An 8,916-nucleotide genomic window follows, 5' to 3' on the forward strand; every position below is an offset into this window, starting at 1 on the left:
GCGCGGCCGGACCCTGCCGGCGGGGTCGTGCCCGGAGACGCCCTCGCGCAACGCGAAGCGGTGCAGTCCCCGCACGGCGGACACCGCTCGCGCGCCGAACCGGCGGCGAGGGCGCGGTGCTCGGCGTCGCCCTCGCTCAGCGCGGTCAGGAACGCCGCCACGTCGGCCTCGGCGACCTCGCCGAAGGTGACGCGGCCACGGCTCTTCAGATGGCCCACATAGCGCAGGAGGTCACGGCGGTAGGAGGCCAGGGTGTTGGCGGCCAGACCCCGCTCCACCGCCAGGTGGGCGAGGTAGCTGGAGAGCACGGCCTCCGTCTCGCTCAGGGTGTCCTCCCGTCATGCCTCCGGCGCGTCGGCGGGCCGCAGTGAGGCGAAGCCGTCCGCCGAGGCGGCGTATGCGGCGAGGATACCGGTGACGGCCTGGGAATTGTGGATCATTCCTCCCAGGGCGCGCCGGACCGCTTCGGCCAGCGGGACCCAGACCACCGGCATGTCGGCCTCCTCGTGCCGGCGGACGAAGTCCAGCTCCGCCTCGGGGATCGGGCTCACGTCCCGGGCGAGGAAGATCCGGGTCCGCTCGTCCGACATCCCCGGCGAGACGAGGGTGTCGACGAGCGTGTGCCAGGTCCCGGCCCGGTAGCCCGCCTCCTCGGCCAGCTCGCGGGCGGCCCCGACGTGCAGCGGCTCGCCCTCGACGTCCCGCAGGCCGGCGGGCAGCTCCCAGAGCAGGCGCCGGGCGGGGTGGCGGTACTGGCGCAGCAGCAGCACCCGCTCCTGGTCGTCGAGCGCGACCACGGACACCGACCCGGGATGGAGCACGTAGTCGCGGTCGACGACCTCGCCGTCGGGCATGACGACGGCGTCCGTCACGCCGGTGATGACCCGGGCGCTGAAGCGCCGGACGGTGGAGACGACCTTCCACTCCTCGGGGACGTCCGCGACGTCCCCGAATCCCCGGCCGCTCACTTGCCGCGCCCCGCCCTGGCCACGGTGCCGCGGCCGTCGGCGTAGACGAGGGCGGCGCCGATCAGGCCCTTGAACAGCGGGTGCGCGCGGGTGGGCCGGGAGCGGAACTCCGGGTGGGCCTGGGTGCCGATGAAGAACGGGTGCACGTCGGTCGGGAGCTCGGCGTACTCCACCAGGCGGCCGTCGGGCGAGAGCCCGGAGAAGACCATGCCGACCTTCTCCAGCTGCTCGCGGTAGGTGTTGTTGACCTCGTAGCGGTGCCGGTGGCGCTCGTCTACCTTGGCCTTGCCGTACAGCTGGCGGGCCAGGGAGCCCTCGGTGAGCTTGGCGGGGTAGAGGCCCAGGCGCATGGTGCCGCCCATGTCGCGCTCGCCGGCGACGACGTCCTCCTGGTCGGCCATGGTGGAGATGACCGGGTGGGTGGTCTCGGGGTCGAACTCGGTGCTGCCGGCGTCCTCGATGCCGGCCAGCGTGCGGGCGGCCTCGATGACCATGCACTGCATGCCCAGGCAGATGCCGAGCAGCGGGACGCGGTTCTCGCGGGCGTGGCGGACCGCGCCGAGCTTGCCCTCGATGCCGCGCACGCCGAAGCCGCCGGGGATGAGCACGCCGTCCACGCCGTCGAGCTCGCGCTCGGCGCCTTCGGGGGTCTCGCAGTCGTCGCTCTTGACCCAGCGGATGTTGACGCGGGCGTCGTTGGCGAAGCCGCCCGCGCGCAGCGCCTCGGTCACCGACAGGTAGGCGTCGGGCAGGTCGATGTACTTGCCGACGAGCGCGATGGTGACCTCCTTGGCCGGGTGGTGCACCCGGCGCAGGAGCTGCTCCCACTCCTTCCAGACCACGTCGCGGAAGGGCAGGCCGAGGCGGCGCACGACGTAGGCGTCCAGGCCCTCGGAGTGCAGCACCTTGGGGATGTCGTAGATGCTCGCCGCGTCGACCGCGGAGACGACGGCGTCCTCGTCGACGTCGCACATGAGGCTGATCTTGCGCTTGATCGAGGTGCTGACCGGCCGGTCGGAGCGGAGCACGATCGCGTCGGGCTGGATGCCGATGCTGCGCAGCGCGGCGACCGAGTGCTGCGTCGGCTTGGTCTTCAGCTCACCGCTCGGCCCGATGTACGGCAGCAGCGAGACGTGCAGGAAGAACACGTTGTCCCGGCCGACCTCGTGGCGGACCTGGCGGACGGCCTCCAGGAAGGGCAGCGACTCGATGTCGCCGACGGTGCCGCCGACCTCGGTGATGACCACGTCGACGTCGGGGCCGGCCATGGACGGATCCGGTCCTTGATCTCGTTGGTGATGTGCGGGATGACCTGGACGGTGTCGCCGAGGTACTCGCCGCGGCGCTCCTTGGCGATCACGTTGGAGTAGACCTGGCCGGTGGTCACGTTCGCCGAGCCGTGCAGCTCGGTGTCGAGGAACCGCTCGTAGTGGCCGACGTCGAGGTCGGTCTCGGCCCCGTCGTCGGTGACGAAGACCTCACCGTGCTGGAACGGGTTCATCGTCCCGGGGTCGACGTTGAGGTAGGGGTCGAGCTTCTGCATGGTGACCCGGAGGCCGCGCAGCTTGAGAAGGCGTCCCAGGCTGGAGGCCGTCAGTCCCTTCCCCAGACTGGAGGCGACACCGCCGGTGACGAACAGATGCTTGGTGTGTGCGGCGCTGCGCAAGGAGTCTCCCGTGGTCGTGACAGATCAGTCGGCGCACCCTCTTGGGAGGCCTACAGGTCCACGGGCTCTCAGAATATCAAAGCCCGTCCCCGGCACGCCCGCGCGCCCCCTCCCCGTTCCGCCCGCAAGTGACCAAGCGGTAATTTTGGCTCTTATGTCGCTTCGAGACGTGGTACGGCGTGCCGCCGGGACCCTCATCCACCGTGGCTGGGGCGCGATCCGCGCGGCCGGCACGGTCAGCCCGGCCAACCCGGCCGGCTACCGCTTCCGCCGTCTCGGTGAGGGTGTCTGCATCGCGTTCCCGGTCGGGGCGATCTTCGGCGAGGCCTGGATCGAGATCGGCGAGCACACCCTCGTCGGCGAGCGCGTGTCCATCTCCGCGGGCATGGGCCCCGGGGTGGACCTGGGACCGGACTCGATCGTGCGGATCGGCGGCAGCTGCTCGATCGGCCGGGGCAGCCACATCGTGGGCCACCAGTCGATCGACATCGGCGACCACGTGTTCACCGGCCCGTATGTGTACATCACCGACCAGAACCACGTCTACGACGACCCCGAGACGCCGATCGGCCGCCAGTGGCCGCGCAACAACCCGGTCTCCATCGGCGCGGGCTCCTGGCTGGGCACCGGCGCGATCATCCTGCCGGGCACCCGGATCGGCCGCCAGTGCGTGGTCGCGGGCGGCGCGGTGGTCCGCGGCGTGTTCCCCGACCACAGCGTCATCGCGGGCGTCCCGGCCCGGGTCGTCCGGGAGTACACCCCGGGCGAGGGCTGGCAGCCCCCGCGACTCGGCGGGGCCGCGCGCCTCCCGGTCCCGGAGAGCCTCGGCGTCCTCCCCCAGAGTCCCGAGAGTCTGGGCACCGGCTGACCTCCGCCGGGGAACCGTCCCGAGAATGTCGCGCCCGCCGGGATCGATCCACGGCCCGGAAGCGTTGGAAGCCGTAGAAGCGATGACGGGGATGCGATGCCCGCGGCGCCGGGCCGCGGCGGGGCGCGTCCCGGCTGATCTTCGTAAGCCGCGCACATGCGGGATATGCTCGAATCACCTCGAACGACCCCCACCGGGAGGTGGCTCCGATCAGCACCATCATCACCATCGCCCTGGTGATCCTGCTGTTCCTCCTCATCCTGGGAGGGGCCGGGATCTACCTGCTGGTCAAGGTGGGCAAGAAGGCCACGAAGAAGGCCCGGAAGGTGACGACCCGGGTGGTCTCCCACGTGGCCGCGATGGACCCCGGCGACGCGGGTGAGGCCGAGCGCATGCGGCTGGACCTGCGCCGCGAGGTCTCCATCACCCGCCAGGCCGTGGACGACGCCCTGCAGGGCGGCTGGGGCCTGGGCGAGCTGCCCCAGCTGGTGGCCGAGATCGGTTCGCACGCCGACCAGCTCGACACCCAGCTGAGCCGCTACGCCCAGCAGAGCCGCGTCTCCGCCTACGTCGACCACGCCACGCTGGCCCGCCTGCGCGAGCACCACGCCAAGCTGACCACGGCCTGCGCGCGGATCCGCGCCGACCTGCTCAACGACCAGATGGCGCACTCCGCCGGCGGCATCGAGGAGATCCAGAGCCGCACCGACCTGGAGATCGAGGCCCGCCGCCAGGCCCCGATCGCCGATCCCCTGGACCAGATCGACGAGCTCTACCAGCGCACCATGATCGACCGGGCCCGCCCGGAGGAGCCCCGCTGACAGTCGCTTTCTGTGGCAGGATGAGCACGTCGCGCTGATCCTGCTCCACTGCACGGAGGTCGACCGATGACCACGGCACTCCCTGAATGGTTCTACCCGGGCCCGCCTGGCGGGTGGACGGCCGACATGCTCGACCATCTTCCCCCCGACGCGCCTCGGCACGTCGAACTGATCGATGGAGCGCTCATCATGATGTCGCCCCAGGCGGCTTTCCACATGTTCGTGCTCAGACGCTTCGAGCAGCAACTCGTGCCCCCTGACGACTTCACCGTCGTCCGCGAGATGACGGTGACTCTGGGGATCAGGCAACGCCCCGAACCCGACATCATGGTGGTGCGCAGTTCGGCGTTGGCCAACATGAGGACGACGACCTTCAAGCCCGAAGACGTGCTCCTGGCAGTCGAAGTCGTGTCTCCCGAGTCCGAGGAGCGCGACAGGACCACCAAACCCATCAAATACTCCGACGCCGGCATCAGATTCTTCTGGCGAGTGGAGCAGGAGGAGAAGGGCGCCGTCGTCTACACCTTCGAGCTCGAACCGGCGGTGAAGGCCTACGTCCCCACCGGGATCCACCGTGGTCGGCTCCGGACGCACATCGGCTTCGACGTGGACATCGACCTGGACCTGAGCACGTTCATCCGCGCCTGAAGCCGTGTCCGCCGGATCCGCCGCGCGGGTGAGCGATTCACCCACGCGGCGGCGTTCCGGTCAGGAGACCCCGGCCTCGCGCATGTCGCGGACCTCGCGCTTGAGTTCCTTGATCTCGTCGCGGAGCCGGGCTGCGACCTCGAACTGGAGGTCGGCGGCGGCCTGGTGCATCTGCTCGGTGAGCGAGGCGACCAGCTCCTCCAGCTGGGCCCGGGGCATCTCCCCCGCGATCGCCTTGGCGTGCTGGCCCACCTGCCTGCTGCCGAACCCCGGGACCGGCGCCTTGCCGCGGGACTGCTGCCGCCCGCCGCCGCCGAGGAGCTGGGCGGTGTCGGCGTCCTCGCGGTTGAGCGAGTCGAGGATGTCGGCGATCTTCTTGCGGAGCGGCTGCGGGTCGATGCCGTGGGCCTCGTTGTAGGCCGTCTGCTTGGCCCGGCGCCGGTTGGTCTCCTCTATCGCCCGCTCCATGGACGGGGTGATCCGGTCGGCGTACATGTGGACCTGGCCGGAGACGTTGCGGGCGGCGCGGCCGATGGTCTGGATGAGCGAGGTCTCCGAGCGCAGGAAGCCCTCCTTGTCGGCGTCGAGGATCGCCACCAGCGACACCTCGGGCAGGTCCAGGCCCTCCCGCAGCAGGTTGATGCCGACCAGCACGTCGAACTCGCCCATCCGCAGCTCGCGCAGGAGCTCGATGCGGCGCAGGGTGTCGACCTCGCTGTGCAGGTAGCGGACCCGGATGCCGAGCTCCAGCAGGTAGTCGGTGAGGTCCTCGGACATCTTCTTGGTCAGCGTGGTGACCAGGACCCGCTCGTCCCGCTCGGTGCGGGTGCGGATCTCGTGGACCAGGTCGTCGATCTGCGACTTCGTCGGCTTGACGATGACCTCGGGGTCCACCAGGCCGGTCGGGCGGATGACCTGCTCGACCACCTCGCCCTTCGCCCTGCCCAGTTCGTACGGTCCCGGGGTGGCGGACAGGTAGACGGTCTGGCCGATCCGCTCCAGGAACTCCTCCCACTTCAGCGGGCGGTTGTCCAGCGCCGAGGGCAGCCGGAAGCCGTGGTCGACCAGGGTGCGCTTGCGGGAGGCGTCCCCTTCGTACATCGCGCCGATCTGCGGGACGGTCTGGTGCGACTCGTCCAGGACCAGCAGGAAGTCCTCGGGGAAGTAGTCGAGCAGGGTGTTGGGCGCGCTGCCCGGGGCCCGGCCGTCCATGTGCCGGGAGTAGTTCTCGATGCCGGAGCAGGTGCCGATCTGCTGCATCATCTCCAGGTCGTAGGTGGTGCGCATGCGCAGCCGCTGGGCCTCCAGGAGCCTGCCCTGCCGCTCCAGCGCCTCCAGCCGCTCGGCCAGCTCCGCCTCGATGCCCCGGACCGCGGTGGCCATCCGCTCGGGGCCGGCGACGTAGTGGGAGGCGGGGAAGATGAACAGCTCGTCGTCCTCGGAGATCACCTCGCCGGTCAGCGGGTGCATGGTGGAGAGCTTCTCGATCTCGTCGCCGAACATCTCGATCCGGACGGCGAGCTCCTCGTACTTCGGGATGATCTCGATGGTGTCGCCGCGCACCCGGAACGTGCCCCGGGTGAAGGCGAGGTCGTTGCGGGTGTACTGCATGTCGACCAGGCGGCGCAGCAACTGATCGCGCTCGACCTCCATGCCGACCCGGAGCGGGGTCATCCGGTCGACGTACTCCTGGGGGGTGCCCAGGCCGTAGATGCAGGAGACCGAGGCGACCACGATCACGTCGCGGCGGGTCAGCAGCGAGTTGGTCGCCGAGTGGCGCAGCCGCTCGACCTCGTCGTTGATCGACGAGTCCTTCTCGATGTAGGTGTCGCTCTGCGGGACGTACGCCTCGGGCTGGTAGTAGTCGTAGTAGGAGACGAAGTACTCGACCGCGTTGTGCGGCATCATCTCCCGCAGCTCGTTGGCGAACTGCGCGGCGAGCGTCTTGTTGGGCTGCATGACCAGGGTGGGGCGCTGGAGCCGCTCGATCAGCCAGGCGACCGTCGCGGTCTTGCCCGTGCCCGTGGCGCCCAGCAGGACGTTGTCCTTCTCACCCGCCTTCACCCGTCGTTCCAGCTCGGCGATCGCGGCGGGCTGGTCACCCGACGGGATCATGTCCGTGACGACCTTGAAGGGAGCCGCCTTGCGCTGCAAATCTGTTACCGGCCTCACCTGTCCCACTGTAGGCGGCGGCACCGACAATCCTTATTCAACCGTCCAGCAAGCGGACCGCAAGCCGAATGCCGTTCACTGTCCTGCGGGCCCGCGCCCACCAGGCATGATGTAAGCGATATGTCCGATTTTTAGTACGTGATCCCCTCGGAGGTGTGATGTCCCGGCCAAGAGAGGCCGCCAGGCAGGCTGCCATGGCGGCGGCCCAGGCGATCGGGCAGGGAGGCGACCCGCGCCAGGTCGCCGGTCAGGTCGCGGGCCAGTTCGCGGGCCGCCTGGCCGGTCAGGCCCCGGGCCAGGGGGCCGGGCAGGAGTCCGGGGAGAGGGGGTTCTCGCTCAACCCCTCCGACTTCGTGGCCGCCCGCGACCAGGGCACGTCCGTGGGCACCCTCATCGAGGCCCGCGGCTCGTCGCTGAACGAGGCCGGGGAGATCGTCAACCGCAGCTTCAGCGAGCGCGGCCCGAACGGCGAGGCCGTCCACGTCATCTCCCCCGTGGTGATCCCCAAGGGCACCACGGCCCGGGTGGTCCTCCCGCTGGTCCTGCTGGCCGCGCTCGGCCTGGCCGGCCTGGTCGCCACCGGGCTGCCGGACGGCGCCCGGGTGCTGTTCGGCGTGCACTACTGGGCGGTGCTGGCCCTGGCCGCCGCGTTCCTGTGGTGGCGCCGGAGCGTGGTCATGGTCCCCGAGGGCTGCAAGGCGCTGATCACCAAGTTCGGCAAGCTCGTGCAGATCGCCGAGCCCGGCCGGGTGACGCTGCTCAACCCGTGGAAGCGGGTCAGCTACATCGTCAACACCACCCGCGAGTACCCGTTCAACGCGCCCATCCGCGAGGCCCCGACCCAGCAGGGCGTCAAGGCCAGCGTGGACCTGTTCCTGCAGTTCCGGATCGAGGACCCGGCCGAGTTCATCTTCGTGCTCGGCTCGGTCGGCGGCTTCCAGGCCAAGCTGCAGAACGCGATCAGCGAGGTCACCCGCTCCCTCATCTACGCCCAGCGCGCCGAGGACATCTACGACCTGGTGGGCGAGAGCACGCTCGGCATGCTGGAGAGCCTCAACCAGCAGTTCCTGCCCGCCGTACGGCTGACCGACGTGAACATCACCCACGCCGAGCCGTCCAGCCAGGAGTACCGGATGGACCTGGCCGCCCCGGAGATGATCCGGGTGGCCAAGGAGGCCTACACCTACGAGTACGAGCTCCAGCTGCGCAAGGAGCAGAACGAGGGCGACCTGGTGCGGGAGCTCGCCGGGCTGCAGGAGCAGCTCTCGGCCATCCACGCCGAGATCGCCGGCTACCAGGCCCGGATGGACACCGCGCTGGAGCGCGCCACCCACCAGGCCAAGGCCCAGGCCGGTCAGCGGCTGGTCGAGGCGGAGTCCACCGCCAAGGCCAACGCCGCGCTGCTGGAGGCGCAGGCGCTGGACATCCGGGCGCTGAGCGCCGCCGAGGCGCCGGAGATCCTCGACTACCGCTTCCAGCAGGATCTGCTCGACAAGCTGGAGTCGGTCGCCGCCCACCTGCCCCGGGTGGTCCAGGTCGGCGAGCACATCGACGTCGACCTGCTGGCCCTGGCCCAGCAGCTCGTCGGCGGGCGCGAGACGGCGCTGTTCTCCGCCGAGGACATGGCCGCGATCCGCTCCCGCATCACCGAGATCGGCCGCCGCGTCGGCGAGCGGGAGGCGGAGATATCCGCCCTGCTCAACCCGCCCGCCGATCCCGCCGCCCCCGTCGCCGTCGGGACCGCGGCGCGGGGCGGCGCCCCGGACGCCGCCC

Annotated in this window: 6 protein-coding genes and 2 pseudogenes; 4 read left to right on the forward strand and 4 right to left on the reverse strand. The window is 70.4% G+C overall.

Features of this window, described 5'->3' with window-relative positions; genetic code table 11:
* The 3 genes and pseudogenes from ACWJ6R_RS23875 to ACWJ6R_RS23885 form a co-directional block, all read right to left on the reverse strand.
* A pseudogene (locus ACWJ6R_RS23875) lies at positions 1-326 on the reverse strand (site-specific integrase); the annotation flags it as partial.
* A 12-nt stretch (positions 327-338) separates the two neighbouring features.
* On the reverse strand, positions 339-968 hold the full coding sequence (locus ACWJ6R_RS23880; RefSeq protein ID WP_449064373.1) for an NUDIX domain-containing protein: 630 nt from the start codon (positions 966-968) through the stop codon (positions 339-341).
* Positions 965-2,634: pseudogene (locus ACWJ6R_RS23885) on the reverse strand (CTP synthase). Before ACWJ6R_RS23885 ends, ACWJ6R_RS23880 begins: the two are co-directional and overlap by 4 nt.
* A 154-nt stretch (positions 2,635-2,788) precedes the next feature.
* On the opposite strand from ACWJ6R_RS23885, the gene ACWJ6R_RS23890 reads away from it, so the two are divergent.
* The 3 genes from ACWJ6R_RS23890 to ACWJ6R_RS23900 all read left to right on the forward strand — a co-directional run bounded on the left by ACWJ6R_RS23890 (position 2,789) and on the right by ACWJ6R_RS23900 (position 4,971).
* Complete coding sequence (locus tag ACWJ6R_RS23890) at positions 2,789-3,502, forward strand: acyltransferase (protein WP_449064374.1); 714 nt, start codon at positions 2,789-2,791, stop codon at positions 3,500-3,502.
* Positions 3,503-3,702: 200 nt separating this feature from the next.
* Positions 3,703-4,323: a hypothetical protein gene (locus ACWJ6R_RS23895; protein ID WP_449064375.1), complete on the forward strand. Its 621-nt coding sequence runs from the start codon at positions 3,703-3,705 to the stop codon at positions 4,321-4,323.
* Positions 4,324-4,389: 66 nt separating this feature from the next.
* A complete protein-coding gene (locus tag ACWJ6R_RS23900) occupies positions 4,390-4,971 on the forward strand; it encodes a Uma2 family endonuclease (RefSeq protein WP_449064376.1) in 582 nt (193 codons plus the stop codon).
* Positions 4,972-5,031: 60 nt separating this feature from the next.
* On the opposite strand, the gene uvrB is transcribed toward ACWJ6R_RS23900, so the two are convergent.
* Positions 5,032-7,143, reverse strand: coding sequence for an excinuclease ABC subunit UvrB (gene uvrB, locus ACWJ6R_RS23905; protein ID WP_449064377.1), 2,112 nt, complete (start codon positions 7,141-7,143; stop codon positions 5,032-5,034).
* Positions 7,144-7,337: 194 nt separating this feature from the next.
* Here uvrB and ACWJ6R_RS23910 point away from each other — a divergent pair.
* Positions 7,338-8,916 (forward strand): SPFH domain-containing protein (locus ACWJ6R_RS23910; protein ID WP_449064378.1); only part of this gene is annotated, 1,579 nt, incomplete at its 3' end.

Source organism: Planomonospora algeriensis, assembly GCF_977012225.1.